The following is a 26,591-nucleotide window of genomic DNA, read 5'->3' as shown; positions in this document are numbered from 1 at the left end:
TTGGTATCCGTTCGGTGAAGTAGCAGGCTATATCTGTAATTGAGGTGATGAATTAATTTTTTTCCAAAAGGAAGGCAGTAGTTCTTTAAGTTGGTTGATAGGCTGGTTAGGCAATCTTTGCAAGACATCTTGTAAATAGTCATGGGCATTAATGCCTTGCAGTTTACAACTGCCAAGCAGGCTGTAGACAATAGCCGCCCGTTGTGCTCCGGCATGAGAACCAGCAAAGAGATAATTTTTGCGTCCAAGAGCCACAGGCCGAATAGCGTTCTCCACCGGATTGTTATCTATTTCTAGTCTACCATCTTCTAAATACAAATAGATCTTATTGTAGCGGGCTACAAGGTAGTAGATCGCTTTGCCAATGGCACTTTTGGGAAGTACTTTACTGTGCTCTGCTACTAACCATTCTCCAAGCAGATCCATTACCGGACGAGCTTTTTGCTGGCGCAATAAATAACGATCTGCTGTAGAGAGGTTTTTCTCCCGGGCTTCTCTTTCTACCGCATATAGCTGCTGAATCCAGAGCAGTACTTTTTCTGCCCTTGCTTTGTCGTTATCCAAAGCATGCTCAAAATATCTGCGGGCATGGGCCATACAACCCACTAATACGATATCTTCTCTTGTTTCGAACTGATCATAAGCGACATAGCCATCTGTTTGCAGATAGCCTTTGTAGTTTTTTAGCAGTTTAGCCGGTCCATCTTTGCCTCTGCCGGGTTGGTACTCAAACAGCACCAGTCTCTCTTCGGGTGAGTAATACACCCAATGGTAGCCTTGGTGGGTATCTCCCTTCTTTTGCTTATCTAAGACAGCGATAGGTGTCTCATCTGCTTGCAGATAAGTAGAAGCAAGGATGTGTAAGCGCAAGGCTTGATAGAGTGGTTCTAGTAAGGCGCAAGCCCCTTCAAACCAGCCATCCAAACTGGAGGCAGGAATTTTCATGCCCAACTGCTCATAGCGCTGTGCCTGCCGGTAGAAAGGCAGATGAGAGACAAACTTATCTGCAATAATTTGGGAGAGCAAACCTGCCCCGGGCATACCTTTTTCTATCGGGCGTGCAGGTAAAACAGCTATATGAAAAGTCTCCTCCTTGCTCACATAACGGGGGCGGATGTAGCGGCGGACAAACAGGGAAGCCGGTTTTAAATCTAACTCCTCGGTGATTTCTTCACCGATTTTGCGCATACCTGATACATCTTCTTTGGGTTGTAAGATCACATCAATGCGTGGCAGATGTGTAGGAAAACCGCCACGAATGGCTTTTTTAGCTATTTGTTTGACTGCCCGCTCATAACTGATGGTCTGCTTGACCACTACAGCAGGTTCACTGCTTGAGGAAATTAACTCTAGACTCAGTTGTGCAGTATTAACTTGTGGCACAAAACGTTCCCTTTTACTACCAAAGATAAGCCGTTTGAGTTCTTTGATTTCCTCTCGCAATTGCTCATTCTCCTCTAATAAGGCTTGTTGCTGGACAGTAGATAACAGGGGCGTAGCAGACATATCAATCCTACTTGATCTCTACAAGATAAATCTTGCTGCTGTAGCTGTCAAGCAGGTGTAGCTGTTTTTTCTACAGGACCCCATAGCGTTTATGCCTTTGTTTGACCTCCACCTCCACCCCTTCAATCAATAAACACAATTCGCTGTAAGATAAACTATACTGCCCACTTTTGGGCAGGTGAAAAGTGCCTGCTTCCAAACGCTTATAGTATAATACAAAGCCTGCTTTCTCCCACACTAGTAGTTTAATCTTATCTCTGCTTTTACCTATGAAAATATACACATCCCCTGACAAGACATCTTTACCCATATCTGTAGAAACAATTCCACTTAAGGCATCAAAACTTTTACGCATATCCACTGCCTGCCCATAGAGAAAGAATCTTTGCGAGGCTGTTAACGCGAACATGAAGTGAGTAACTCGTGTAGGTAACTGACCGGAATCAGGGAGGAGAAACGGATGATTGTTCCAGAGGGTAAAGCCACTTCCATAGGGCTTATAGTAGCTTGAGAGGTGGGTAATTGAATAAATCCTGTGCTTGCAGCAGGTGTGGGTTGAGTTGATCCATGCACCTTCCGGTACCTACTCACCCAATAGGGCATAATATGTAGCGCAAATCCATGTCTTTGGCCAAACTCTTTTTGGCTGATGCCGCTTGCTAGCCACTCTGCTACCAGCGGAAACATTTCCTTTTGGGTTCTGATTTGTGTCATTGTTTTTTCTCCTAAAGTTAGGAAAGCTGCTCATCACAAATCAAGGCTGTTTTACCGGGTGCATACACTAATTGAATGATAAAATGCTTAAATGACAATCTTTTTCTTCGATCCTTAAGGTTCCTCTCCTAGTATAAGTTGACAGAAAAGTGCCTATGAGATTATCTTTAATAAGGGTAAGAAGGGAAACTTGAAACGAAGTTGATTTCTCAGCCCATGTTATCAAGTTAACATAAAGGGGTGTGTCTGTTGCACAACTATTTTCCATAATGGATACCTCCCCAACTATGATGTTGATTGTAAAAAATATGCTTGTTTTGATCGTCTTTTATGGCCTTTGCAACTCAAAGATTGAACAGTCTATCAATAGTTTTGAGTTGTGCAACAGCCAGGGATGTATTATATTACTTGTTCACTGGTATGATAGCAGTTAATAATTTTCAGATAAGTTCTTTTCTTCTTATAGGAAAGTATGGTATAAGAAGTGTCAACCTCTATTAGCAGATGACCCTTTAGGGAATACTAAGTTTTGGCATATAATCTCTCAATCTAACTCATAGGTGCATCACTAAGTTTCTGGCAACAACTGTCTAATAACTAATCGCTTGCTAGTTCTAATAAGGCTCCGTCCGGATCATGAAGAAGCACAACACGATGTCCATTTGGAAGGGTAACCAATTTATATCTAATGTGATTCTCTTTCATTCTCTTTATGAAAGGATCGATGCTTTCTACATTTATAGTCAAATATCTTGAACCAATTTTCTCAAATCCATAATACTCTTTTCCACTCGCTACTGTTTCTTTTGGAATGTTACCTTCTGTTTTGTTTAGTTTATATTTTAAAATGTAACCATCGCAATCCAGCTTTAAGTCAATAATATCAAAAGCCTTTCCACTATTTACATCATATTTTGTAGACATTTCCCTGGATGAGCGCCAGGTACCGGTTTGCTCCATTCCCAAAATATGGGTGTAAAATTCTAACGATTTTTCCAGATCTGTTACAACTACGCCTATATCCACTGTATGAACCATACTTTTACTTCTTTTAAACCCGAAAATTATGGTTAATAAAGAAACAATAAGAATCCCGGTAAGTAATACATTTTTCATTCTGCTATGTTTGTTGTTTTTGAAGGTGAGTATTTAGACCACCATTTTTCATCATCTGTTCTGAAAGCAATATGGGAGACATGTGCCGTTACAGCTTTCCATTCCCCATCCACTTTCTGCATGCCATAGGTAAAGCATCCTGAACTTCTGACGGTATCCCCATTTTCTACTAAATGTGCATGGTCAAACTCAACCAAATAGGAAGCAGCGTTTGCTGAATGAACATGAATTTTATGGTTCTGCAAATCCCATTTTACCATTTTTTTCCAACCACCTTCTCCCAAGATATTCTTCCAGATGCCATCCATAGTTAAGTAATCTCCCCAATAATAGCCATCTCCAAAAACGATGAGGTCCTTTGCATAGAAGGCCATGACTGATTGGTAGTCCATGTTTTCCAAATCAGCAGCATGCTTCTCAGACCGCTTGATGATATCGCTTTTTATTTGTTCGATTTCCTTACTTGATACTTGTTCTGATGGCTGATGGCAACCAACAAGTATTAGAAAAACAATTAAAATGTTAAAATACCTCATAGTTTGATTGTTTTTTTTGAAATCAAGGTACTACCACCAATCATTCATCCACATAAACCTTTGCTTTAGGCTTAGGAATAGCATTACCATCGCATGGTTCATTACAAAACACGCTTAGCAGCCGTTTTATTTTGCAGTAGCAAACATGGTATATTCTTCGTTTTGATACTTTTCCTGAACGAAATATTTACCAAAGAAATCCTTCCAGGTAGAGTTGTGTTCTGCTATAACTTTTTGGATGTCTTCACTCCATGCGCCATCAGGTGGAAAATAATGGTCTCTTGTTTTTGGTGAATCAAAGAAATAGATCAATACAAAATCTCCTTTTTCTTTGGCCGTGTTATCCGACTTTCCCCATTTGCCAGAGGCGGTTGGTTCACCAAGTTGAGCATTCCACCCTGAATGATATCGATATAAAGGAAGATATTCATTTTCCATCCATTTTCTAGCCTGTTCTTTTGTGATTCCTTTCTGAAGGGTTAAAAACCGGGGTGCTATTATCCATTCTTTCTTGGGTGTATCTTTTTTAATGCTATTCCCACTAAAACCAAAGATGGCACCCACCATAAGAGTGGCAATTATGCCAAAAATAAGATTTTTCATACTACTAGTTTTAAAAGGTGATTGGATGACTATTAACTCAATAATAGATGCATAGGAGAGGCTTGTAATTAAACAGGAAGGAAACTGACTGATAGATCAAAAAAGTCTATTGCTTACTGCTAAGATAATTTTCAACCATTTTTCAAATGGTGACATAGAGTAATCCCATCTTATTGCCTAAGCTGTTTTAAGCAATATTTAAGTATAGCTATCAGAAAAATGGTAAAGATCACCCAAATTGACTATTGGTTTAGTCAAAAGAAGAAACTTTATCAGGAGAATTCAGCCATCTTTTTAGCCACATGCTCCAACACTTCCTTGAGTTGTTTCTCAGGACTAAAATCAATTAATTTCGTATCCTTTTTAACCACAGCCGTATGTCCTGGCTGCATGTAAAAAACATCGCCGGTCATTAAGGTCTCTTCTGTCCCATCATCATATTTCATCACTATCTCCCCCTCCAAGACATATCCCCAATGTGGGCATTGGCAACTATTATTCTTTAATCCTTGCAGTAGGGGACCAAGGTCTGTGCCTGCCGGCATTTGATTAAAGGCAACTGTCATCCCTCCATAACCGGGCAGGTTTCTCATGATGGTTCCCGGCGCTTGCATTGCTACCGGAATGGCTTCTTTGTTGAGTTTCATAAGGGTCTGTTTTAAGCGTGATAGAAAAAATTAACTATAGTTCAAAAAATTATCTATCCATGTTTGCTGGTGGGCATTAGGCAGAACTATGTATTGGATCTGCTTTTAGAATATAGCTGATATAGTTGAACCTTATTACTTTCAATATCGCAAAAGCATTTATTATACACAATACCTAAAAATAGGTATTGTGTATAATAAATTACTATAAGAAAATACTTTTTAACCGTGACCATAGAGTCAAGTGTGTAGGAGTTCAGCGAAGGCGATGCAAAGAAGGTTTTATACAAGGGTCTTCTCCTAATATAGGTTGACAAAAATTCATTTTAGGTGGATGATTATTTGTCGAATAGAAGTTGATGAAGTTCAACTAAAAGGGAAGTTAAATTAATTCCCCCTTTTGAGAAACTGAACAAATGGGCGAGAGGGAAAATTAATTTATATGATCATCTTTCCCTTTTGCCCAATTTTACTTTTGATGGGAATAAGATGGGGGAAGTTAATTTAACTTAAACTATGGCATCTCGAAGCTTTACCTTAGCATTAGCCAACGGTATTCAGTTGCAGTTGGCACATTGCCCATAACTTAGGACGAAAAATACAAGACTACTATGAGAAAATTTCTAACAGTTTTATTTGTGATACTATCAACCCTCACATTTGCAACATCCAAAATCAACAACAACGCTTATAAATCCGATACGATCTATTCCTACGACGAGGTGGACACTAAGCCGACAGTGGAGAAAGGAATGGAGTCATTATATAAAAAATGGAATTCTGTAGTGAAGTACCCTGCAAAAGCAAGAATAAACAATATTGAAGGAAAACTTTTTGTTTCTTTTATTGTAGACGAGATGGGCAATATCACCGATTACAAGGTTGAAGAAGGGCTCGGATATGGCTGTGACGAGGCTGCAATCAAGGCTTTGATAAAGACTAAGCTACAATGGACGCCAGGAATAAAAGATGGAAAGCCTGTCAAAGTCCGACTGGTTTTACCATTTGCATTTAAGCTTACTTAAAAGCTGAGGTACACCACACAAACTATACCCCATAACAGTCTTATTGTTAGTTTTAAAAGGAAAACAGCAGTGGCTGTCCTCATCCTAAAATATCAGACATATGAGCAGCAAAGGGGTAGTTACAAATTCTACCCCTTTTATATATACTTTAAACTTGTCTTATTTATTAGCAGCCGGTCATCTTATTGGGATTGAACGTTTAGACTTATATTTCGCTTTTAGTAGATATTATTATGACGTTTTTTTTTGAACAGCCAGCTGCCTATCTAGACAAAAAATTAATTGATACCCTCCGTGCATTTGCTCAGGAAACTGAAAGTCTTATGCATTTGCATCCAAAACAGCTTGCCCTCATTTACCAACAGCAATGGTTGTACATGCTGGTTCCCAAAGTATACGGAGGAAAGGAAATTTCCCTTCCGGAAGTTTTACAAACCCTTGAAGCCTTAAGCTATGCTGATGGCAGCGTTGGCTGGGTGGTTACACTATGTAGTGGGGCCGGATGGTTTGGGGGCTTTTTAGATCCTGGCCCATGAAGTTTTTAATAGTCCACAGAGTTGCATAGCCGGCAGTGGAACCCCAAGCGGTACAGCTAACTTAATTAAGCATGGCTATAAAATTACTGGGTATTGGAACTATGCCTCAGGTGCCCTGCATGCCACAGCTTTTACTCTTAACTGCCAGGTGCACGAACAGGGACAGCCACTCTATAATCCCGATGGCACACCATTGATTCAAGCATTTTTACTTAAAAAGGAAGAAGTAATCCTGCATACAACCTGGCAAGCCATGGGTATGAAGGCAACTGGTAGTCATTCATTTGAGGCAAGATCAATTCCTGTGTCTCAAAACCGCTACTTTTCTATCAGCACTGAGGAAGCAACCATTACTAATTCCCTCTACCAGTATCCCTTTTTACAACTTGCCCAAACTACTTTAGTTGTTACCATTTCTGGTATGGCTGTACGTTTTTTAGATCTGTTTACAAGTCTGCAGGAACAGAAAATAAAAAGCAATACAGGCAAAGCAGATTCAATACTCGAAGTAATCAACACCACAAAAGCTCAATTGCAGACAAGCCGGAAAGGGTTTTATGATACAGTATGGTTATCCTGGAAAGCGCTGCAAGGAGAAGGGGTTAGTACAGACCTAGCTTTAAAGGCAATCAGTGATAGCAGCCTGAGTTTAGTTCAACTCTGCCGTTGCAGTATAAATCTACTCTTTCCTTATGGCGGATTGGAAGTAGTCAAGGCAGAGAGCGAAATAAACCGGGTGTGGAGAAATTTTCATACAGCCAGCCAACATGTTTTATTAAAGCCGGAAGCGCAACAAGCAATTTTATGATAGGGAAACAGAGGAGGAATTTTGCAAGTCTCTTTAATAATATATATTCTGTAGTATGGGAGCCACGGAATCTTCTTGGTTTTAAAGTAAGTTCTAAAATTCCAATGTAATTACAATAATTACCCCTTTGTTAAAACTTCATATTAAGACAAGAGGGGAAGTAATAGAAACTATTATCTTGCCCTTTTGTCCATTTTAGCTTCAAATGTTATTTCCTATTGAACCTTGCACTTTGATAGGTGAAAGCCGGTTTCTACTTATTGTATAGGCTAAAGCAAAGTTACTACCTGATTTGTGTTGACAGTGTTGTAACAAGCTAATTTAGGGATAGCGTTGTTTGGATTCTGAGTTTACTTGATTGGGTTACTTGGAAAAGCTTAGCGAAAAAGCAATGGTGCAAATTCATTCAGATATTGCCGCCAATTGATCCAGGTATGTCCTCCTTCTGTTTCCTTATACTGATACTTGATTTGATGTTTGTCTAGCAAGGCTAGCGTTTTTTTATTGGCCTCCATGACAAAATCATCCTTCCCAATTTCAACCCAGAAGAGTTTTTTACTTTTGTTAAAGTTGGGGTCTTGTAATACCTTGGCATATTTGGTCTCCGCCTCATCAATACTTGGTCCAAAAAAACCAGAGCTAAATACGCCTACATAATTAAACAGGTCCCCATGACTTAGGGTGACATCCAACGTTTGAAAGCCACCCATCGAGAGTCCAGCAATCGCTTGATTTTCACGGCCAGTAAGTATCCGGTAGTTTTTCTCCACATAAGGCATCACTTCTTTGAGAAGCTCATCAGCAAACATAGTCCGCATCTGTGTCATCGCCTGAGGGTTCATCGCTCCGGGTGTGCTACGAATGGGCATACTTCCATTAGGCATCACTACGATCATGGGTTTTGCCTTTCCTGCTGCCAGTAGGTTATCTAGGATGAAATTAGCACGGCCTACCGTGCTCCATCCTGAATCGTCGTCACCTCCGCCATGTAACAGATAAAACACCGGGTATTTGGTGTTACTTTTCTCATACCCTGGGGGTGTATACACATGCATTCGCCGGGGCATATCAAGGGAGGTAGACTGATACCAAACCTGGCGCACCTCTCCATGTGGAACAGATTTATTATCCTGGAAAGCTGTTTCTTGCCCGGATACAGCCATCATATTTTCCAGGCTGTTGATCCCCTGCTTAATTACCGGATTTTTCGGGTCCATGGTGCGAACCCCATCCACTGTAAGGGTGTAGGTGTAATAATCAGGCTTGAGAGGGCCAATGGTTACAGACCAGACTCCGATCTCTCCTTTTTCTAATTTCATACTAGGGGATCCACCAGGAAAATCACCACTTACTGTAACCTCACTCGCTTTAGGCGCATAAATACTGATTTTTACCCGATGGTCAGACAAGACTTGTGGCGATTTCAAGGTATCGTTAGGTGTGGGTTGCCGCTGTGGCATTTGACTATAAGCACTCGGAGAGAAAACTGAAGCTAGTATAAACAAGCAAGCAGCTAGGAAGAATGGGAACCATTTTTTCTGTCTCATTGAAAGTTAAGATTTAAGGTGAATTAGTTAATAAGTTTCTTACTATGCCATAGATTAAGTGCGAAGACAGAACTTACAAACCAGTGCTAAGTAAAGATATCATAAAAGAGCAAATTATCTCTCATATGAGTTAAGGTTAAAGAGGGTCAAATATAAAGTAGGTGATTGTCTGATTGTAAAATCTATTTTTGAGATTCTGTACTTCGCTTGTGAATAGAAAGATTAAATGTAAATTGGTTCATCGTCACTTTATGTGAAAAGGGTTAGATTTTCACCAGAACTCTTTTGCGCAACAGATTAAATCCGGCTCTGCCATAGGCCTGCCTTTTGATTAGTTTGAGCCTGTTAACCTGCCCCTCTACCGGGCCATTACTGTGGCTGTATTGCAAAGCAGCTTTTACTGCTTCATAATCCGTTGTAAGTCCTTTTGCAAAACTTGCGATTCCGGCAACTTGGCAATTACTTGCTTTTTGCAGCCAATCATCCAGGAGTTGAGATTGCTTATTACGCACCATTATCACAAATTCTAACACAAGTGGATGTATAGCGGCAGCCTTTGGGCAATGGTCAAGAATCACCCTTAGTTCTTTTTGTTGCTTCTCTGACAGATCATCGGCTAAACGGGAAAGTAGCATGGCAGTTTTTCTGGATGCAATAGGTACAACTATGGGTTTGGGGGTTATTGAAGCTTGTTTGGGATATTGGTTCAAAAATTTGCACAAGTTCCCGTAGCATCCTTTGTAGCCTTGCTCTTTGAGTAGCAAATACAATTGGTAGCGGTTGCCATTACCCTCTTGCCAGTGCTTAGCAATAAAATCAATGAAAGGAGTAAACTTGGTGCCTCCTTTTCGAGTTGGATAAGCAGGCAGCATTTGGTGTTGCAGATAGCGGCTAACAGTTACACGGCTCAGGGAAAGCAGCCGGCTGATAGCTCTGCCGGAATACCCTTTAGCTGCCAGTTCTTTCACTTTTTCAAACATGATCTCTTTAGCTGAAGGTGGTTTTTCTTCAATAGAGATAGCTTCTTTGGACTCAGGGGCAGGTGTTTCATCAATAGCTTGTTGAGCTAATTCCATACCTGCTTGATAAAGCGCACTTGCCTGCCCATCCAAGAATCTTTTCAAGGCATCAGATAAGTTAACTAAAAGGTGCCAGCGGTCTGCCACTTGTATGGCCTGTGGTGCACCCTTTGTAGATCCTTCCCCATAAGCAGCAGCCCTGTCTCTGGTGATGTACTCAATCTCGGGATGCATTTTTAGCCAATCCGACAAGGTTTCCGGTAGTCGGTCAGGTAGCAGATCAATCACCTGTCCTTGTAGATTATCTACCAAGATGGTACCGTAGTTTTTTCTTTTACAGAAAGCAAAATCATCCACACCTAGCACAGAAGGTGTTTGAGCGGGTTCAACCCTGTAGCCATGCATCAGGCGTAGCATGGTAGAACTGCTTACAGGCATAGCAAATAGAGCAGAAAGTCTGCTACCTGCTTGGGCACTGGTAGCAAAAGCCATAGAAGTTAATCGCTCATTCAAGCGTGCCGTGCGTCTGGCATAGGGTGAAAGAAAGGAGAGCCTTTCTGCAAAAGTTTTACGGCTACAGTCTTCATTGTAGCAGAAGAAGCGTCTGACAATTAGCTGTAACTTTATAGTGAAAGCTGCCCAAGGCAAGTCACCTGCTTTTCTTATGTAGCGGCTATGGACATGGTTTTGTTCTGTTTTACAATCCGGGCAGAGGGCAATAGTAGTTTGAGAACTGAGGGTAATTTCAAGTAGTTGCTCCCGCTTCTCAATTGACTCTATCAGAATTTGGGAAGCTGGTAATAAAAGGGTTGGTATCACTTCCGCAAAACATCCATTAACAATTCTTTAGTGCCATTTCACGGAATGTGACGATGAACCTGTAAATTATGCATCAATGTTTACAGTTACCCCAAAGGGGAAGTTAATTTAACTCTCCCTTTTGAGAGAATCATCCAGTTAACCAAAAGGGAGTTTTGGATAGAAATCAGTGGTTGCCCTCGGAAAGCTGAGAAGGCATTACCATCCCAACCAGCATGGCAAAAGAAGGAGTGATTCCAATATCTTAGGGTTTAAGAATGTTTAGCAGGAAATATTTCGTTGGCTGGCCTTTTGACGATATGATGGTGCTTGACAGGTTCAGCCTCCCTGAGGCAATAGGTTGATCGGGTTGGATCTAGCGGGTTATTGGCAAAGCGGATACTTCAAGCATTTGAGTAGGACTCCCTCCTTCCTTTCTGTACTACTCTCACCATTAGGAACCATTTATGGGCAGCAGCCATGACAGACGGAATTGGTCCGCATATAGCCTCATCCCACTTGAAACCATGTGCTTACCCAGAAAACCATGTACCCCGGTCAATAGCAAAAACCAGGTGCTGGTTCACCTGCAATGGCGCTATAACCACTTTAAGACTATTCGTATCGGAGTGCTTCCGCAGGGTTGCGGTTGGCAGCTTTCCGTAAAACAGAGATGATGGTACCAAACATCAGCAGCAGCAGAATCAGCAGCGCAAACCCGTAGTGCCACCACAGCAGGCTGACACGCTCCGAAAAGGTTTCCAGGTACTCCTTGATCAGGTACTTAGCCAGGGGGATGCCCACCAGTGTTGAAACCACCACCTGAATGAGGGTCGCCTTCAGCAGCAGCTTGGCAATGTGGTGGGGCTTAGCGCCTACTATTTTCCGAATGCCGATCTCTTTGATTTTTTGATCGGCTTTGTTGGTGATCATGCCCAGCAGGCCCAGGCAGGCAATAAAAATGGCAATGACTGTAAAAAGGGCAATCTGATTGCGGGCCAGTTGCTCGCCGACGTACTGCTTTTCCAGATGCTCTTCCAGGAACCGCCATTCAAAGAGGCTATCACCGAAGGAAGCTGTGTAGGTGTTTTTTAGCCCCTCTATGGTGGCTTGATAGGCCTTGGTGTTGATTTTGACCGAGATTTTTTCGGGTGTCATATACGCAACCGGATTGCGCTTGTAGGTCAGGATGCTGCCCCGCCCCTCTTCCCGCACCCCATTCAGCAACGGTCTGAACTCGTAGTCGCGGTAAATCCCAATGACTTCTACGGCCACCTCGCCGGGCAGGAAAATGGTGCTGCCCAATGCCTCCTGTATCCTGCGATACCCCATCCTTTTTACGGCCGTTTCACTGAGCAGTACCGTCTTTTGATCGGCCGGCTGATCGGGCCCGAAATTACGGCCGGCCAGCAGTTGAATATGGTAGAGGGGAATAAAATGCTCGTCTACCCCACCGCTGTTGTCGAGGGGCACCACCATGGCCGTTCGGTTCTTCCGCACGTCCTGCGAGCGGACATCATCCCCCATCACGCTCACACTGAAGGTGACGTCCCCTACGCCCGGTAGGGTGCGGACCTGGTGGAGGAAAGTCCGCAGCTCCCTCTCAAAAGCCGGTGATCTTCGGATGGGACTATCCACCACCACGACGGCTTGTTTGTCAATGCCCAGGTCTTTGTTTAAAATGAAATTGATCTGGGCATAGACGGCTGTAATCCAGATCAGCAGCACAATGGCGCAGGTGTACTGCAGGGTGACCACCCCGTTTACCCAGCGCGGGCTCCGGTAGGTTTTTAGTTTTCGCAGCAGCTGCAGCGGTTTGTACGCCAGGGCAATCCACACCGGATATAAGCCTGTGATGAGCATGCCGCCCAGCAGCACCAGCCCGATGAGGGTTACTGATGAGGCGGGTAGATCTGCCCAACTGATTAGGTAAATGCCAAACCAACGCTCTACACCCGTGTTAGACAGTTGCACTAGCGTGAGGGCCAGCAGAAAGGAAATCCCGTTCAACAAGGCTGCTTCGACCAGGAACTGCAGCGCCAGGTGTTTGGCCGAAGCACCCACCACCTTGCGGGTGCCAATCTCGGAGAGGCGCTTGCGCAGCTGGTGAATCGACAGGCTCACGTAGTTGATCCAGGCCATGCCCAGAATCACGAAAGCGATGACATTGAGCAGGACCAGCGGCTGCCTGGATTTCACTTTGAAGGCATAGTCAAACCGATTGATAAAAGATAGTTGGGTCAAGGGATCCACCAGGTAAGAGGGATGGGCCTGCGCCCCAAACAGTGGTCCGAAGAGTTCTTTGCTGCTGGCTTTTAATTTTGTCTCCAGTGCAGTAAAATTCCCGTCTTTCACCTTTACGTAACTATAGGAGCCCCAGTCCCTGTATAAGTCCCAGTTAAAGACGTCAATGCTTTGGATGCCAGCCGTAGAGAGGAGAATATCCAACTGGAAATGGGTATTTTTTGGCAGATCTTTGAATACGCCGCTCACCCGGAAGGGAAGGGAGTCGTTGAGGTAGATGACTTTATCCATCGGATTGGCACTGGCAAAATACTTTTTGGCCACCGTTTCCGACAGGGCCACCGTAGCGGGCCGGGCCAGAATCTGGTCAGCGCTTCCCAGAGCCAGGGGGAAGGAAAAGAACCGGAAGAAATTTGCCTCGGCATAAGCGACCGTCTTTTCAGAAAAGAACACCTTCTGGTCGTTTTCCTTCCGCAGGCTGATGAGCACCTTGGGATCAGACCCCTGCACCTCTTTTTTAAAAGCTTTCTGGGGTACCAGGCGGGTCAGGTCGATTACTTCGCTGAACCTGTTCTTGATCATCGTTGCCCCGCCCCAGAAGCAGCCAGCTGTAGTCCATTCCGTCCAGTTCTTTCCGTCCACGGTCAGCTGCACCCTGGAGCCTAGCCGGGCAATCTGGTCGTAATCTTTATGAAACTGGTCGGTATGCAACTCCTCCTGGGCATAGGGCCACAGGATGAGAAAGGCGGCAAAGCCGGTAGCTAAGCCCAGGGTGTTGATCAGCGAGAAGCGGGGGTTTCGAACCAGCAAGCGAAAGGCGAGTTTGACGTAATGAAATAGCATATCCGGTAGTGTTAAGGGTTGGAAATGTTCAAGCCAATTTCCTGATGGGTTACCATTTACGTGCCACAATCAAATATGCCCGCTAGCATCCCCTAGAAGAAGATTATCAGGAATTTACCTGGGAATATTGTTTCAAAATGAAACAGCCAATTGCTTCATTTTGAAACAATCTCTGGGCCTCAAGATAAGCAGATCAAAGCTGGCTATGGCATATCGGTGTGGTTTCCCGTTTTGTTTGTCATTTCTTTTCTGATGCTGGAAGAGAGAACGATGCTCGATATACGGCCCGCAGATTTGCAGACAGCTATTGAATCTATACCGATGGCTTCTTCTGTCTGGAATATACCTGTTTTATTAGGTCGAATCAATACACCACCTTATACTGCAATATGGCTTAACAGATTAATAAAAAAGAGTTAATTAAACTCCCCCTTTTGTTTACTTCAGTTTGAATCCTAAATCTGACTACCTACACTAAAAAACATCTTCAATATGATACAGTACATCATTTAGCGTAAAAGAATCACCTTTCTTTTTGTCCTTCATGGCATGGTAAATGGGAGAATCCGTAGAAACACCAAGGTATGGCTTTCCCTCCACTTCAAACAGGGGCAGGCTGGTAGACACAAAAAAGTTCTGTTGGGCAGTTAACACAACTGCCCCATTCTTTACCTGCTCGTGTAAGGTTTGTGCCTCCATTCTCTCTAGTAACTGAAGCTGTGCCTGAGCTGCATCCGCTTGAGGAGCTACCAGATGGATTTCATCCATTACCTCCTCTCGGGTGGATTCAAAGTGGTCAGTGAAGTCATCGTCCTCATTTTGATTGGCACTTTCTACCCTTTCCTGGAAGGACTCTCTTAAATCATCCCGTAAGAGCTGTTGATTGCTCCTGCTTTCTTCCAAAATACGTTTTTTTAGGCCTAGTTTGTCCATGCGCTGCTATTTTTGTTAGTTGGTGGATTCGTAGTTGAGGTATACGTATTTTTTGTCTCATGACCATATACCTATATTGGTAGCTATGGGCCTGTGATTTTAGCCAAGGAGAAACCGGGCATGCAATTTATTTGATGTGATGGACAACTAAACTTCACAAGGGGAGTTTACCCTTGAGTGAGCTAAGATGGATTAATAAAAATATAACATCAAGGTTTTTATGAAAACGAATTTAAAATTAAAAAATAGATGAATACATTCTTGGTAGAACGGTTGACCTTTGCGACGATCCATGAACTACCCTATTCGTGGGAAAATAAGGATTACCTAGCCTTACTTAACCAAATAGGCTATGACAAGCCGGAAGAAATCCCTGACGCTGAATTACAAGCCATGTGTCTGATGTCCTTGACGGATGTAGAACCGGTTGAGGCCGCTCAAGTGATAATAGGGTATTTGTTTGCCGGGCAGCTGAGTGAAGGACAGATTAAAAACTTATCCCACCAAATGCTCACAGAGAAACTATGGGAAGAATACCCGGAACTCTCGCTTCACGAAGGTTTTTTTAAAGCGACTCAACTGTTGTACACGGCCTATAATGGAAAGTTTCCCGGAGCTGAAGCCGTAGCGTTTCAACTTAAGCTTACTGCTGAGGAGAATGCGAGTCTCTTTCTTTTTGAAAGCAATCCGGAGCCACCATTGCTGCGGTTAATAGCCCAGGGAATGCCGGATAGAGCCTTACTTAACCGCCTTTTTAGTGAGAAGTTAGCAGGGAATTCCTTTGAGGAGGCAAAGCACATTATTTGGCGATTGCATACCATTGAAAAAGATAACAATTACATCATTTTTGAAATTGTCAGTTCTGCTTATTGGTTGGAGGATTTTAAGTATGCAGATTCCTATGTTGCCCAAACACAGCCTGATATTGTAGATGAGGAGAAAAACTAATGTAAATGTCCTTGTATTGCTTAGATCTGGATAAGGAATAGAATTTAAGTGTCACACCCCATTATTTTCTAACAGATGTAAAGAAGGATAGAATTGCTAAGTTAGTAATGGAAAAGTGAGGTTATTTTAACTACCTAATAAATCGATTTCATCTAAAAGTAAAATTGTGCTATTTACACAACATTTTAGGGAATAAGGGTATGGTCATTTGCATTAAAAAGAGGCAGAAACTAAAAAAAGTAAAAATCGTAACAACCACCTTACCTGTATCCTTCCTCTATATTGTATGTGGATTGTGTTTGCTTTATTGGCCGCTTTATCGGCTGCAATCGTAGTCATTTTGTCAAAAGTGGGAATTAAAAACCTTGATTCCAGCCTTGGTTTTGCCATTCAATCACTACCGATCCTGCTTGTATCCTGGAGTGTGGTCATCTTCCAAGGCAATCTAGCGGATGTAACGCGACTAGAAAAGCGAACCTGGATATATCTGATCATTGCCGGCATCCTGACATGCGTTTCCTCCCTACTCACCTTTCGGGCTTTAAAATTAGGGAATGCTTCTCAGGTTTCACCTCTGGAAAGAATATCGCTTGTGTTTGTGATTATTTTATCTATCATTTTTCTCAAAGAACGAGTAAACTGGCAGATCATTTTGGGTGCCGTATTGATGGCAGCAGGAGCAATTCTAATCACTTTAGCAGGAAGTGCTACTAAATAAACCCCTGTATATTTCCTCTTTGCCTGCTGCCATTACCATTCTTAAAACTTGTAAGTCTTTCACTATGGGCATAAGTAAGGGTTAGTTAAGTTAAGTTAAGTTAAATTAACTTCCCCTTTCTGGTAACTGCTTCTATGTTTGATTTATTAGGAGTAGATCAGTTTTCATATGAGGCAACCGTATATTAAGAAATTGGATAAAATATAGCCACAAACCCTTGATTTACCCATAGATTTCGGCCAGGACTTACTGCAAGTGTGGAATTAGTAGTCCGTCTGCCCGGAGCAAAGGTTGATTTTTTATTGATTGATGAAAATAACATTTATTGCCGTCTGCCACACTTGCGGTAAGATCAATGCTAGTGGCAGGGCTTGGTCGAACTTTGCTTTACATAGTCAAATTACTCGCCTCACTACAGGGATTTTACGAAGTAGCCCCACTAGTATGTAGGAAAATACAATACTTAAAATGCAGGCTAAAATATATTTAATAGGTGTGTTCACTGTTAACGATTCTAGCATCATAGTAACACCAACTACAACTGCAGAATGGAAAATATAAACGCCGTATCTATTTTCTCTCATCATTGATGATACAAAATTTGTGAAGTTGAGTTTTTTCTTAAAAAGATGAAGAAAAAAACCAGAGAAACCAAAACACACTAACACTTGGGCAAATGAAAGAAAAACAGATTCCCAGCTAATGCCCACTACAAATTTATTAACGATAGATGGGTAGTTTGAAAGTAGATAAATAATGACACTAAAGTAAGTAGCTGCAATAAGTGAAATAGGAAACCAGGTTATTGACAACTTTCTAGAAAGATCATCAAGCCAACCTTTTCGATAAACTACTAGTCCGATTGCATACATGAAAATGTAAGGAGTGATATTGGAAAATTCTATGCCGATAAAATTTTGTCCAAGTGGAAAAAATTGCCGCACGAGTAAGGTAAGACCACTGCATAGAACAATACTAGTCAATATAGTTACATGTGTGGGGAGTTTATTTGATAGCCATGTTGAAATGGAAAAATGAGGTTTTATAACTTTCCAATAACCAATATAGACTAACTCAAAAATGATCAACACCAAAATAAACCACACATGAGAAGTATAAGGTTTAGCATTTTGTTGTAGTAAATAACTAACCCATGACAACTGAGTGGTGCTATTATGAATTTCAATAAAATATAAAATACTTGGTGCAAAAATAATCATGACAAATAACAAAGGTATCATCAATCGTATTAACCTTGTTTTTATAAATGTAGATACTCCTTTTTTCTCCAAAGATGGAATGGTTAAGAAAGCAGAAATGAAAAAGAAAAGGCTCATTGAAAAGCATGCCTCGAGTCCGGTTAATGCCGAAATGAAAATTTGAGTTCTACCTGTTAGTTTTTGTGCTGTAACATAGCACCAGCCGCCCATTGTCCCATAACCAATACTCACATGATGGAGGACAACAAGGGCAGATAAGAATATCATCAGATTATCTAAATAATAAAGTCGCTTCACTTATTACATCTAATTTTGTTAATGAGTTGGGTGTTTCATAGCCTTGCCACTAATGTAGCAAGCATTCTCGCAATTGATGCTTATGAGCTGGAGCTATGCGCTGAGCATACTCAATTGTCGAAGGAATGCGGTGTGTGTGCCCGGCATGGCATGGTACATTGAGAGAAATGTACAAGAATTATCCCAAGGGTGCAAGTCCTTTGTAGATGGACCTGATAATGAACCTGAGATCAAGTTTATCTGTCCATAGCCATAGTTGCCCCGAAACGAGACGATGAATGAAGCAGAAGTTTTAAGAAAGGGGGAGTTATTTTAACTGTCCTTTCTATCTAATATTGTACAGCTCTGGACCAGTAGTGAGCCCATTATGAGCCCTTATGGACCATACAAACCAGAGTCAAAATGAGCATATTTACCGTGCTTTTATAGAAAAGCTCCTTTCTGCTAGCTTTATTAGTATAATTTTGGACCAGTAGTGAGTCCATTATAAGCCCTTATAATGTATACTCAGTCCCGGCTCCTGTGACCCCCTTTTTATATAGATATTTTTCTTTCTCCAGTTCGGAAAGATAACGGGTAGCCGTTGCTTTGCTAACCTTGCAAAGCTGTTGTACGGTAGAGTTATTAATATGCCCCTGCGCTTGCACGTATAGGATAATCTTGATAAGTTCCTCCCGCAGTCCACGTTCCTTGAGATAGCTTTCTGTATAAATAAAGAACTCAACAACAAATCCTGATAAGTCGAAATAATAGCGGGGAGCAGGAAGATGATGCTTTCGACATTCATTAATCATTTTGATTGTTCCTCTACCCCAAGATTCAATGTAGCCTGCCCGAAACAGGGTATTGGCAATTTCAGGATTAAAAGGTTTGGAAGGATGCTTGCGAGTTAAGTGCTCTACCGTCCAGTGATCGGGTAACTGGCCTTCGTTCCAGAAAAGAATACGGTTCTCATATACACTAATTTGTACTGGAACACCACCACTGTAATCTTTATGAGCAATAGCATTGAGTACTGCTTCTCGAATAGCAGCTTCTGGAAAAAGATATTCTTCCACTCTATTTACCCCCTCATAACGGATGTGAGCTTTTAGGTATTTGGTCCTTAGTAGATCTAGCGTCGTTTCGATTTGTTCGAGTAGCGTGCCATGTACCTCATCTTGGTAGCGTAAATCATCGTCGGACTCAAAATAACCAATTTTAATATAAGACCCTGTGACGAGTTTTTCCGGTACAGGATGAAAAAGCAGAATAGCGGCTCGCTTCAGATAACCCCCCTCTAAAAGATGCAGATTCTCCAGTAGGGAGGAATTACTTTCTCGTAATACATCTTCATCTACCCGATTGCTTCTAGAGGCTCTTCGTCTAAACAACTCAAAGGCTTCATTTCTTAAATCTTCTGCGGAAACATTAGGGATCGGAACACTATCCCAACGTTTACCTTGTTTTTGCAAAAGGAACTTATCTAAAGCAGCTCCTTTAAGTTCCTGCTTGGTACTTCCACTCCGGTAATGATACTGCCCTTTATAATTGACCGGATAAGGGTATGGCTCTATTATAATTTCTAAAAAGTCTAGACCAGTTTCGGATCGAAGGTTAACATCGACCAAGATACCAAGCAGGTCACGCACCTTATTAGGAATTTCTTCTAGCAGCTTTCGACTATTTTCCAGGCCCACTACTTGGCCCTGATCGTTCTTGCCGATATAGAGTACACCTCCCTGGGCGTTGGCGAATCCACAGATCCATTTAATGTATTCATCTCGCCAAGACTCTTTCCATTCAATATTCTGACTTTCCTGAAGCTCCATTAAAACTAGCGCTAAACATTCCTGCTCTTGTGATTTGTAGTTATAATAGCTCCAAGATAGATAAATTCTTATACAAAAATGTTAAAGGTCTTATCCTAAAATCAGCTGATGGCCTCAAAAAAACTCTTTGCATAAGAAATCAAACAAAGCTCTGTAAATATACTTTGGGAGGTGAAATTGACTTATCAAGTGATGTAAGAGGGTATTTGCAGTATTCAAACTTTTACTTTTAATCATTGCGTTACTTCACATGAACGGTAATATAAATCCCCCTTTGGCTTTACCTTACAAACAAATAATAACAGTTACAGAATTATACAAATTTGAGTTTGTTTGGAAAAGAAGAAGCTTAAAGAGGTTTATGGTAACTCCCGAACGGTTATATGGGCTTGCCCATCCATCTCCCAATTGTCTCCTTTGACAGTAATGGTTTCTCCTACGTTGACTGCTCTATATTGGCTTGCATTCTCTTTCAGATTTGAATGACTAATCGTTGCCCAATATACTTTCCCTTCTTTACTTACTATCTTAGCCGTATAGCCATCCTTGCCGGATTCTACTTCTTGTACCTCACCTGTAATAGATAATTGCTTTATGACTTCACTTGATTGCTGTGTATCAGTAGTGGGTAATTGAGTGGGGGAGGAATTACATCCTCCTAGTAGAAACAAGATACAACATATACTTATGAGACTGAGTGTTATTTTCATGATTGTTGGTCTATTGATGTTTATTAGTTGTTTTTCATCTTTAACCTCTTCAGCATATGTAATGCCAGCTTATACATTTTGACTTTTTAAAGTTCTGGCAGGGTATAAGGATCATGAAAGGATGGTTAAATTTACCTCCTCTTTGAGATAACTATTGGCCTTGTAATAAATTCAGGATGTTTTTTTTCTTTTGTAGTCCCTCCTAAAAACCTTCCAGTAAACTGTTGCAATTTCAAGTCCTTGTTGTAAAGATAATTAGTTGTAGGGTTCTACAGAAAGGTTCATACACAGCCTAATTCTTGCAGAAGCAGATACTTTACCTTACCTTGGAATAGATAAACTCTCATTTGGTTCACCTCAAGCTATGACCACTCAGCTTCAATTCAGCTATAAGAAGATAATATATACGCTCCTAGTTTGCTTACTGAGCAGCTTTCCTTCTTTTTCCCAACCGTCTCATGCATCATCAGATAGTATATTAATTACCATTTTCTTAAAGCATCAACAAGATAAAAGTCTGGATTCACTTCGAAAAATACAACAACAAAACAAGTTTTTAGAACGTTTTCCCCCTAAATCAGCCAGGGTCGTTTCCTGGTATGTGATGATGGGCATTGGCCAGGTAGTCACTGTTAAGATCCCTGCTGCTCAGTTACGCACCCTGAATTTGTCTATAGAACAAGGGGCTTGGGGCGCGTTTGCAACTGAATTTTATCCAACCTATGATTTTATACCTGTTTGGCAAGAAGAACTTAGCAAACAAAAAGAAGCCGGGAAAAGAAAATAAAGAAAGGATAATAGAGCAACTAATGGCCAACATTTTCTAAGATGACACATCCACTATAAGGAGTTAACTTAAAAGGGAGGAATAAGTTACTAAAATCTACTCTATATTGAAAATAATAGACTTAGCATCTGAGTAAGGAGTGAAAACATTTTCTGCTTTGTTTTATCCTACTAACAGTGGTTTGACATAACCGCTATTGTGTACTTAAGCAGGAAATGGGGTGAAAAGCCAACAGGGATATCACTTCTAATTAGCTATAATTGATTTGGCTACTGTTACAGCTTACAATCAGTTGTGGAGGACCTTTCTTTCCAAAAGGTAAGTAGGATTTTTTACTGCTTTTACTTAACTTGTTTTTATTCATTCATTTGCAGCATTAGTCTTACGCTTTTCAGGTTAATTTTATATAAGCTCTTTCTGGAGTCTCAAAGAATCAGCAACTACCATTTAGCTGTGTAAAATAGACCCTATTTCCAAAAGATGTCGCATTTCTACTATACTCTGTTTGCCTGAGGAGCTATTTTTAACTCATTAATTATTCATCTGACAAGAAGAAAGTTATGACATCACCGTCTTGGGTCTTGACTGGTCCTTATCGAAATCTGCAAACAAAGCTGCTCATGTCTACCAATGAAAATCCATCAGGGATTGCCATCGTAGAACACTTATTAGAACCAGGTTCTTTTGGAGAAGCGCCCCACCTGCACACCCGTGAAGATGAAATCTCTATTATTTTAGAAGGAGAAATCACTATCTGGGAGGAGGGCAGAATAAGTATCTATAAAGCCGGTGAAGTTGCCCTAAAGAAACGTAACAGCTTCCACGCCTTCTGGAATGGCGGTAGTCAACCTTTACGTTTCATTGATTTGTATATGCCCGGAAACTTTGCCAGCTATTTTTATGAAATAAGCCATCTGTTACCCCTGCCTGGAAAGGCTTGCCGGAAGCAAATGGATCTGCTCAACAAAAAGTATGGCTTGCAAGTAGATGATACTGCCATGGGTACACCTTTTCTGGGTAGGGAGCCTAGCAGGCAATGTTCAGTAGAAAATAGCAGCTCAGTTAAAGAGAAAGCTGATTTACCAGCTTGATCTTCTCTGAGTTTATCCTTTTTCAAGCTATAGTAACAAAAAAGGCATGAAAAGATTAGTACAGGAACATTCGCCAACAGCCCCCTTAAAACCCTTTGTTGTTCAATACTGGGAAGGCACCATCCTAGGCTCATCTACAGCTGTCATCGAACAAACCGTATTGCCCTCCGGCTATATAGATCTGGTCTTGCACTTATCGGATGCCCGTTGTGAGATAAAGATAGCGGCAGGCTGGCAAACAAGTCCGGTTTTTTCCTTGGTAGGTTTTTGGACAGACCCTTACATTGTTCAGTTTAAAGATAGAGTCGAAACTTTTGGTATACGCTTCAAACCGGAAGCTATGTACTTTATATTTGGTGTGCCGGCTGGAGAATTTATCAATCGTTATGCTGATTTAAAAGATGTCTTGGGTGAATCCTTCATTAGCTTCTGCTTGCAGCTTGAAGCTTTAAAAACGGTTGAACAACGAATCAGGCTGGCAGATGAGTACCTACTTAATAGGCTCTACAAAGCAAGTAACCCTACTTCTTATGTGCAGTACGCAGCCGATCTGATTCGCAGGCAAAAAGGAGAAATATCGGTGGAAAGCTTGAGTGACAGGGCTTGCATCAGTAAACGTCAGCTGGAGCGTGAGTTCAAAAACAAATTAGGAATAAGCCCCAAGGCGTATATGCGCATTAACCGCCTGGGCAAGGTGCTAGACTACATCAATACATATCCTTCTATTAGCCTGGCACAGCTTTCCTACCTGAATGGGTATTCCGATCAGACACACTTCAATAAAGACTTTAAAAGTTTAACCGGTGAGCTTCCCTCTGTGTATATGTTAGCTAAAGAAAACTTTGTTTTAACAAGTAAATAGCTGCTGCAAAGCCCACCCCTGTAGCAGTAGCCTTTGATTGCTGATCAGATCAAATAGCCATTGCTGCTGCCCTTTTAAAGAGCAAGCAGCAGAGGAGTACCTTTTATCTCAAGTTAATTTTTACTATCCTTTGCCCTAAAAGGCATTTATGTTATTCTCCACTCCTAAAGGATGCCTGCATTTGCTTAGCATGAGTTTTAGTAATTCTTATTAGTTAACCCACTTAAACATTATTATTATGACAACTATCAATGAAATTGCTCCGGATCTGTACAGGATCAGTGTGTGGGTGCCTGAGTTAAACATGCAGTTCAATCACTTTTTGGTCAAAGATGATGAACCTATGCTTTATCATACCGGTATGCGTGGCATGTTTCCGCTACTAAAAGAAGCTGTAGGTAGATTGATACATCCCCAAGATATCCGCTGGATTGGCTTTAGCCATTTTGAAGTAGATGAGTGTGGTGCCTTAAACGAGTGGTTACAGATTGCTCCTCAGGCACAGGCTGTTTGCAGTCAAGTGGGGGCCATGGTGAACATGAGTGATTTTGCCATACGTCCGGCCAAGGGCTTAACAAGGGCAGAGATGCTGCAAACCGGGAAGTACAGCTACCGATTTATCCCTACCCCTCACCTGCCCCATGGATGGGATGCTGGTGTTCTCTTCGAGGAGACGAACAAAGTCTTGCTCTGCTCAGACCTGTTTCATCAGTTTGGCAATGGAGAAGCACTCACTAAAAACGATATTCTCGAACAGGTACGCACTACCCTTATTGCCATGCAGCATAGTCCCTTACATAGCTACATGCCTTACCAACACAACAACGCCTACATATTGCAGGAATTAGCAAGCTTGCAGCCTACAACACTAGCCACCATGCATGGTTCTTCCTTTTATGGGGACTGCTCCAAAGCACTCCTGGATTTGGATATAGTTATGAAGGAAGTATTAGTAAGCGAACCTAAGCCCGTTAGCTATTGACTATGGCTGGTCTCCAGTCTTGACTGATCTAGTCACAGATTACGCTGCAGTTAGATGGATATACGAGGTTTACATCTGCAGGAACTATCAACATATTTACTAGGTACAAACCTAGCCTATTGTTTACAAGATTGGTCTGCTTTGAACGTAGCACTAATGGTTCTGTCCAGTTCCCTGTTTTTTGGGTAGTTAGCAGATAGGAACCACTACAATTAGTAGTTTCAAGAAAGGGGGAATTAAATTAATCAGCCTTTGGAGTAAGGCCACAATTGATATAAATTTTTACTCCCATTCCATCTATCATTAATGAAAGAGTACAATAGATTACAGCTTAATTATTCAAACCATTGTTCCCATCAAGCGTATATCTACACTTAACCTATAACAAACCACTATGTCAACTACTAAATCAGCGGCCGCCGCTCAAAGTGATTCTTCCGAGGAAAGTGCTTTGAAAGAACTTTTCATCGAAGAACTCAAAGATATTTACTGGGCAGAAAGTCACCTGGTCAAAAATATGCCCACATTAGCTAAAGCAACTACCTCTGCACCTTTGTTAAAAGCCTTTGAAACACATCTGGCTCAGACAAAAGAGCAAGTTACCAGGTTGGAACAAGTCTTTGAATCCATCGGGGAAGAAGCCTCTGCCAAGAAGTGTGAAGCTATGAATGGACTAGTAAAAGAAGCCCTGGAAATGATTGAAGACACAAAGGAAGGCACCTTAACCCGGGATGTTGCTTTAATTTCCTGTGCTCAGAAAGTAGAACATTATGAGATTGCTTCTTATGGAACCTTAAAAACATTAGCCGGTGTACTGGGATTCAAACAAGCAGCCGGGCTACTGGAACAAACCCTGCAGGAAGAGAAGGATACAGATTCCTTGCTGACTCAAATTGCTGAAGGCTCTGTCAATCAGAAAGCCAAAAAGGAGAAAATATAATTACTTTTTGCATGTAATGAAGCATATTTTACTGATTAGAATTCTAACCAGCAAAATATGCTTCATTATTTTCTAGCTAGCTGAGTTATACTAAAAATTTAAAGAGGAAAATAACAATGACCTCCTCCCAATAGATAAGACTAGTTTAAAGTAATACAGAAAGGGAAGTTATTTTAACTGCCCATTACAATAGCTAGTAAGTGAACTTTCTATAGCGTGAAGTTTTCTATATTCTACTCTATAACTCTACTCACAGCCTGTGATCACTTCTGCCTTTTGGACCAAAAGCTTTTTTCTCGCTATCTTCAACTTTTCAAAACTTGATCATCTAAAGGTGGCTCATTGGAATTAACTACTTAATTTGACGATTTTTCCCATATGTAACATGTAAGAAATTATATTCATTTATTTGAAGAAAGAAGTTAGCATCAGAAAACATTAAATTGGAGAATTAAAATAGTGTCGTTGCAAAATAGTTTAAAAAATATCAGTTTTGTTTACTTGCTCTCTGTCCCTGTTCTGGTAACAGCGCTAGCCTTTCTAGTTGGGCATATCGATTACAGGGCCTATATACCGATTTGGCTGCTAAATGCTCTACTAATGGCTATGGCCATACGAAAGCTTTCACAGGCGCCAGGAGAGTTACAAGCAAAGACAGCTTCATTTTTAATTTATCCCTGGATGCTATTCGCCATTTTTGGTGGTATGGGGCCACCTCCAGAAACGGCTTCAGGATGGGCATTAGAGGCCAATGAGCAGATAGTCAGGTATAGTTTCCTGATTGCAGGTGGTATTTTTATGGCTATTGGCTTTGAGCGCCTCAATAAGGTTCTGGCAAATACACTCGGTAGCCGGTATGCAAAGCTGAGTAAGTTGCAGATCAGAATTGCCTTGCCCTTATTTATACTTAATATGGCTTACTGGGGGTATTTCCTTACAAATGTATTTGTGACCTATTCCATAGAGGGTGCACCTGCCAAACCTGCCTGGATGAAGCCACTTGATGAGGCTTTTACCATTATTCGTATGGTGGAGGTGGCCTTCATTTATTTGGCTACTGCAGCCCTGGCCACTGCATTAAGGTTATCTAAGCAGTTCTCCAAAGCAGCTTCATACACCTATGTTATTTTTGCCTGTCTGGGTGCTCTGCTCAACCTACTGCCAGTCACCATAACCGGCCCGTTAGCTATCGCAAACTATTTATCTTATATACCGGCTTTTACTATGCTGATGCCCTACTTTATTGGCATCAACCTTTTAGCCAAGTCATCTATCAAGTATGAGCTGAGCCATAAAGATTAGCAATGGGTTTAAATAAGAAATGTGAGTTGGTTCAAAAATCAAGAGTTA

The 26,591-nt window shown here is 41.5% G+C and carries 26 protein-coding genes; 12 read left to right on the top strand and 14 right to left on the bottom strand.

Annotated elements, in window-relative coordinates; all coding sequences use genetic code 11:
- Window positions 1–27: 27 nt before the first annotated feature.
- From tnpC to GXP67_RS12365, 7 genes are all read right to left on the bottom strand, one after another.
- Entirely contained in the window at window positions 28–1,506 is a 1,479-nt protein-coding gene (gene tnpC, locus GXP67_RS12395; RefSeq protein ID WP_162443406.1) for an IS66 family transposase, read from the bottom strand.
- Between the two features lie 70 nt (window positions 1,507–1,576).
- The gene (gene tnpB / locus GXP67_RS12390) at window positions 1,577–1,915 is read right to left on the bottom strand and encodes an IS66 family insertion sequence element accessory protein TnpB (RefSeq protein WP_162443405.1); all 339 of its coding nucleotides are present in this window, start codon (window positions 1,913–1,915) and stop codon (window positions 1,577–1,579) included.
- Window positions 1,903–2,220, bottom strand: a complete 318-nt coding sequence (gene tnpA / locus GXP67_RS12385; protein WP_162443404.1) for an IS66 family insertion sequence element accessory protein TnpA — start codon at window positions 2,218–2,220, stop codon at window positions 1,903–1,905. Before tnpA ends, tnpB begins: the two co-directional genes overlap by 13 nt.
- A gap of 597 nt (window positions 2,221–2,817) precedes the next feature.
- Window positions 2,818–3,336 (bottom strand): VOC family protein, encoded by a 519-nt coding sequence (locus GXP67_RS12380; protein WP_162443403.1) that lies wholly within the window; start codon window positions 3,334–3,336, stop codon window positions 2,818–2,820.
- Window positions 3,333–3,872: a nuclear transport factor 2 family protein gene (locus tag GXP67_RS12375; RefSeq protein ID WP_162443402.1), complete on the bottom strand. Its 540-nt coding sequence runs from the start codon at window positions 3,870–3,872 to the stop codon at window positions 3,333–3,335. The genes GXP67_RS12380 and GXP67_RS12375 overlap by 4 nt, the downstream gene beginning before the upstream one ends.
- Window positions 3,873–3,998: 126 nt before the next feature.
- Window positions 3,999–4,475 carry a hypothetical protein gene (locus GXP67_RS12370; RefSeq protein WP_162443401.1) on the bottom strand — a complete coding sequence of 159 codons (477 nt, stop codon included), beginning with the start codon at window positions 4,473–4,475 and terminating at the stop codon, window positions 3,999–4,001.
- Between the two features lie 272 nt (window positions 4,476–4,747).
- Complete coding sequence (locus GXP67_RS12365; protein ID WP_162443400.1) at window positions 4,748–5,122, bottom strand: cupin domain-containing protein; 375 nt, start codon at window positions 5,120–5,122, stop codon at window positions 4,748–4,750.
- 611 nt (window positions 5,123–5,733) lie between these two features.
- Between GXP67_RS12365 and GXP67_RS12360 the strand changes: the two genes are divergently transcribed.
- From GXP67_RS12360 to GXP67_RS12350, 3 genes are all read left to right on the top strand, one after another.
- The gene (locus GXP67_RS12360; protein ID WP_162443399.1) at window positions 5,734–6,147 is read left to right on the top strand and encodes an energy transducer TonB; all 414 of its coding nucleotides are present in this window, start codon (window positions 5,734–5,736) and stop codon (window positions 6,145–6,147) included.
- A 233-nt stretch (window positions 6,148–6,380) separates the two neighbouring features.
- Entirely contained in the window at window positions 6,381–6,683 is a 303-nt protein-coding gene (locus GXP67_RS12355) for an acyl-CoA dehydrogenase family protein (RefSeq protein WP_162443398.1), read from the top strand.
- A 148-nt stretch (window positions 6,684–6,831) separates the two neighbouring features.
- Window positions 6,832–7,491 carry an acyl-CoA dehydrogenase family protein gene (locus GXP67_RS12350; protein ID WP_162443397.1) on the top strand — a complete coding sequence of 220 codons (660 nt, stop codon included), beginning with the start codon at window positions 6,832–6,834 and terminating at the stop codon, window positions 7,489–7,491.
- A 377-nt stretch (window positions 7,492–7,868) separates the two neighbouring features.
- Here the strand turns inward: GXP67_RS12350 and GXP67_RS12345 are convergent, their stop codons facing one another.
- From GXP67_RS12345 to GXP67_RS12335, 3 genes are all read right to left on the bottom strand, one after another.
- A complete protein-coding gene (locus GXP67_RS12345) occupies window positions 7,869–9,038 on the bottom strand; it encodes an esterase (protein WP_162443396.1) in 1,170 nt (389 codons plus the stop codon).
- Window positions 9,039–9,301: 263 nt separating this feature from the next.
- Window positions 9,302–10,876, bottom strand: coding sequence for an ISL3 family transposase (locus tag GXP67_RS12340; protein WP_162443395.1), 1,575 nt, complete (start codon window positions 10,874–10,876; stop codon window positions 9,302–9,304).
- Window positions 10,877–11,470: 594 nt separating this feature from the next.
- The gene (locus GXP67_RS12335; RefSeq protein ID WP_162443394.1) at window positions 11,471–13,942 is read right to left on the bottom strand and encodes an ABC transporter permease; all 2,472 of its coding nucleotides are present in this window, start codon (window positions 13,940–13,942) and stop codon (window positions 11,471–11,473) included.
- Between the two features lie 150 nt (window positions 13,943–14,092).
- On the opposite strand from GXP67_RS12335, the gene GXP67_RS12330 reads away from it, so the two are divergent.
- Entirely contained in the window at window positions 14,093–14,362 is a 270-nt protein-coding gene (locus GXP67_RS12330; RefSeq protein ID WP_162443393.1) for a hypothetical protein, read from the top strand.
- A 54-nt stretch (window positions 14,363–14,416) separates the two neighbouring features.
- Here the strand turns inward: GXP67_RS12330 and GXP67_RS12325 are convergent, their stop codons facing one another.
- Window positions 14,417–14,875 (bottom strand): hypothetical protein, encoded by a 459-nt coding sequence (locus GXP67_RS12325; protein WP_162443392.1) that lies wholly within the window; start codon window positions 14,873–14,875, stop codon window positions 14,417–14,419.
- 249 nt (window positions 14,876–15,124) lie between these two features.
- Here GXP67_RS12325 and GXP67_RS12320 point away from each other — a divergent pair, with 249 nt between their 5' ends.
- Both GXP67_RS12320 and GXP67_RS12315 read left to right on the top strand, forming a co-directional pair.
- Entirely contained in the window at window positions 15,125–15,823 is a 699-nt protein-coding gene (locus GXP67_RS12320; RefSeq protein WP_162443391.1) for a hypothetical protein, read from the top strand.
- A 286-nt stretch (window positions 15,824–16,109) separates the two neighbouring features.
- Window positions 16,110–16,541 (top strand): EamA family transporter, encoded by a 432-nt coding sequence (locus GXP67_RS12315; protein ID WP_162443390.1) that lies wholly within the window; start codon window positions 16,110–16,112, stop codon window positions 16,539–16,541.
- A 395-nt stretch (window positions 16,542–16,936) separates the two neighbouring features.
- Here the strand turns inward: GXP67_RS12315 and GXP67_RS12310 are convergent, their stop codons facing one another.
- The 3 genes from GXP67_RS12310 to GXP67_RS12300 form a co-directional block, all read right to left on the bottom strand.
- Window positions 16,937–18,028, bottom strand: a complete 1,092-nt coding sequence (locus tag GXP67_RS12310) for an acyltransferase family protein (RefSeq protein WP_162443389.1) — start codon at window positions 18,026–18,028, stop codon at window positions 16,937–16,939.
- 524 nt (window positions 18,029–18,552) lie between these two features.
- Entirely contained in the window at window positions 18,553–19,869 is a 1,317-nt protein-coding gene (locus GXP67_RS12305; RefSeq protein ID WP_162443388.1) for an ATP-binding protein, read from the bottom strand.
- Window positions 19,870–20,228: 359 nt separating this feature from the next.
- Window positions 20,229–20,579 (bottom strand): hypothetical protein, encoded by a 351-nt coding sequence (locus GXP67_RS12300; protein WP_162443387.1) that lies wholly within the window; start codon window positions 20,577–20,579, stop codon window positions 20,229–20,231.
- A 364-nt stretch (window positions 20,580–20,943) separates the two neighbouring features.
- Here GXP67_RS12300 and GXP67_RS12295 point away from each other — a divergent pair, with 364 nt between their 5' ends.
- The 6 genes from GXP67_RS12295 to GXP67_RS12270 all read left to right on the top strand — a co-directional run bounded on the left by GXP67_RS12295 (window position 20,944) and on the right by GXP67_RS12270 (window position 26,543).
- Window positions 20,944–21,366: a hypothetical protein gene (locus tag GXP67_RS12295; protein ID WP_232065187.1), complete on the top strand. Its 423-nt coding sequence runs from the start codon at window positions 20,944–20,946 to the stop codon at window positions 21,364–21,366.
- Window positions 21,367–21,926: 560 nt separating this feature from the next.
- Window positions 21,927–22,457, top strand: a complete 531-nt coding sequence (locus tag GXP67_RS12290; protein ID WP_162443386.1) for a cupin domain-containing protein — start codon at window positions 21,927–21,929, stop codon at window positions 22,455–22,457.
- A gap of 46 nt (window positions 22,458–22,503) precedes the next feature.
- Window positions 22,504–23,319 (top strand): AraC family transcriptional regulator, encoded by an 816-nt coding sequence (locus tag GXP67_RS12285; RefSeq protein WP_162443385.1) that lies wholly within the window; start codon window positions 22,504–22,506, stop codon window positions 23,317–23,319.
- A gap of 238 nt (window positions 23,320–23,557) precedes the next feature.
- A complete protein-coding gene (locus GXP67_RS12280) occupies window positions 23,558–24,301 on the top strand; it encodes an oxygen-binding di-iron domain-containing protein (RefSeq protein WP_162443384.1) in 744 nt (247 codons plus the stop codon).
- A gap of 394 nt (window positions 24,302–24,695) precedes the next feature.
- Window positions 24,696–25,241: a YciE/YciF ferroxidase family protein gene (locus tag GXP67_RS12275; RefSeq protein WP_162443383.1), complete on the top strand. Its 546-nt coding sequence runs from the start codon at window positions 24,696–24,698 to the stop codon at window positions 25,239–25,241.
- 600 nt (window positions 25,242–25,841) lie between these two features.
- Window positions 25,842–26,543, top strand: coding sequence for a hypothetical protein (locus tag GXP67_RS12270; RefSeq protein WP_162443382.1), 702 nt, complete (start codon window positions 25,842–25,844; stop codon window positions 26,541–26,543).
- The last annotated feature ends 48 nt before the right edge of the window (window positions 26,544–26,591 follow it).

The organism is Rhodocytophaga rosea, from assembly GCF_010119975.1.
In the GTDB taxonomy this organism is placed as follows: Bacteria; Bacteroidota; Bacteroidia; order Cytophagales; family 172606-1; genus Rhodocytophaga; species Rhodocytophaga rosea.
This window is presented reverse-complemented; position numbering and strand designations above follow the sequence as displayed.

What these genes read in the sequence shown, in the direction of transcription:
- tnpC (WP_162443406.1), bottom strand. Translation starts at nt 1,506, where the DNA reads ATGTCTGCTACGCCCCTGTTATCTACTGTCCAGCAACAAGCCTTATTA.
- tnpB (WP_162443405.1), bottom strand. Translation starts at nt 1,915, where the DNA reads ATGTTCGCGTTAACAGCCTCGCAAAGATTCTTTCTCTATGGGCAGGCA.
- tnpA (WP_162443404.1), bottom strand. Translation starts at nt 2,220, where the DNA reads ATGACACAAATCAGAACCCAAAAGGAAATGTTTCCGCTGGTAGCAGAG.
- GXP67_RS12380 (WP_162443403.1), bottom strand. Translation starts at nt 3,336, where the DNA reads ATGAAAAATGTATTACTTACCGGGATTCTTATTGTTTCTTTATTAACC.
- GXP67_RS12375 (WP_162443402.1), bottom strand. Translation starts at nt 3,872, where the DNA reads ATGAGGTATTTTAACATTTTAATTGTTTTTCTAATACTTGTTGGTTGC.
- GXP67_RS12370 (WP_162443401.1), bottom strand. Translation starts at nt 4,475, where the DNA reads ATGAAAAATCTTATTTTTGGCATAATTGCCACTCTTATGGTGGGTGCC.
- GXP67_RS12365 (WP_162443400.1), bottom strand. Translation starts at nt 5,122, where the DNA reads ATGAAACTCAACAAAGAAGCCATTCCGGTAGCAATGCAAGCGCCGGGA.
- GXP67_RS12360 (WP_162443399.1), top strand. Translation starts at nt 5,734, where the DNA reads ATGAGAAAATTTCTAACAGTTTTATTTGTGATACTATCAACCCTCACA.
- GXP67_RS12355 (WP_162443398.1), top strand. Translation starts at nt 6,381, where the DNA reads ATGACGTTTTTTTTTGAACAGCCAGCTGCCTATCTAGACAAAAAATTA.
- GXP67_RS12345 (WP_162443396.1), bottom strand. Translation starts at nt 9,038, where the DNA reads ATGAGACAGAAAAAATGGTTCCCATTCTTCCTAGCTGCTTGCTTGTTT.
- GXP67_RS12335 (WP_162443394.1), bottom strand. Translation starts at nt 13,942, where the DNA reads ATGCTATTTCATTACGTCAAACTCGCCTTTCGCTTGCTGGTTCGAAAC.
- GXP67_RS12325 (WP_162443392.1), bottom strand. Translation starts at nt 14,875, where the DNA reads ATGGACAAACTAGGCCTAAAAAAACGTATTTTGGAAGAAAGCAGGAGC.
- GXP67_RS12320 (WP_162443391.1), top strand. Translation starts at nt 15,125, where the DNA reads ATGAATACATTCTTGGTAGAACGGTTGACCTTTGCGACGATCCATGAA.
- GXP67_RS12315 (WP_162443390.1), top strand. Translation starts at nt 16,110, where the DNA reads ATGTGGATTGTGTTTGCTTTATTGGCCGCTTTATCGGCTGCAATCGTA.
- GXP67_RS12310 (WP_162443389.1), bottom strand. Translation starts at nt 18,028, where the DNA reads ATGATATTCTTATCTGCCCTTGTTGTCCTCCATCATGTGAGTATTGGT.
- GXP67_RS12305 (WP_162443388.1), bottom strand. Translation starts at nt 19,869, where the DNA reads ATGGAGCTTCAGGAAAGTCAGAATATTGAATGGAAAGAGTCTTGGCGA.
- GXP67_RS12300 (WP_162443387.1), bottom strand. Translation starts at nt 20,579, where the DNA reads ATGAAAATAACACTCAGTCTCATAAGTATATGTTGTATCTTGTTTCTA.
- GXP67_RS12295 (WP_232065187.1), top strand. Translation starts at nt 20,944, where the DNA reads ATGACCACTCAGCTTCAATTCAGCTATAAGAAGATAATATATACGCTC.
- GXP67_RS12290 (WP_162443386.1), top strand. Translation starts at nt 21,927, where the DNA reads ATGACATCACCGTCTTGGGTCTTGACTGGTCCTTATCGAAATCTGCAA.
- GXP67_RS12285 (WP_162443385.1), top strand. Translation starts at nt 22,504, where the DNA reads ATGAAAAGATTAGTACAGGAACATTCGCCAACAGCCCCCTTAAAACCC.
- GXP67_RS12280 (WP_162443384.1), top strand. Translation starts at nt 23,558, where the DNA reads ATGACAACTATCAATGAAATTGCTCCGGATCTGTACAGGATCAGTGTG.
- GXP67_RS12275 (WP_162443383.1), top strand. Translation starts at nt 24,696, where the DNA reads ATGTCAACTACTAAATCAGCGGCCGCCGCTCAAAGTGATTCTTCCGAG.
- GXP67_RS12270 (WP_162443382.1), top strand. Translation starts at nt 25,842, where the DNA reads ATGGCTATGGCCATACGAAAGCTTTCACAGGCGCCAGGAGAGTTACAA.